A 365-nucleotide genomic window follows, 5' to 3' on the forward strand; every position below is an offset into this window, starting at 1 on the left:
GCGTCCGGCGCCGGCCCCCGCGGCCGCGCCCGGCGATGCGCTGGCGCCGGTGCGCGCCGGGCAGACCCTGTCGCAGATCGCTGGGCAACTGGCGCGCGGCAACGGCCATTCGCTGGACCAGACCATGGTCGCGCTGCTGCGCGCCAATCCGGACGCCTTCATCCGCGGCAATCTCAACCTGCTCAAGCAGGGCGCGGTGTTGCGCACCCCGCGCGAGGAGGACCTGGCCAGCCTGGATGCCGCCGCCGCCGAGGCGGTGGTGCGCGAACAGGCGGCGCAATGGCGCCAGGCGCGTGCGCCGGTGCCGCAGCCGGCACAGGCGCAGCAGGACGCGGCGACGGCGCAGACTGCGCCCAAGCCGGCCG

At 76.7% G+C, this 365-nt stretch carries 1 protein-coding gene; it reads left to right on the forward strand.

Translation table 11 applies throughout. From position 1 onward, the window contains the following. Positions 1-365: FimV/HubP family polar landmark protein (locus tag D588_RS25385; protein ID WP_043086022.1), on the forward strand; the 365-nt coding region annotated here is incomplete at both ends.

The sequence above is a fragment of the Xanthomonas sp. SHU 308 genome (genome assembly GCF_000364645.1).
GTDB lineage: Bacteria > Pseudomonadota > Gammaproteobacteria > Xanthomonadales > Xanthomonadaceae > Xanthomonas_A > Xanthomonas_A sontii.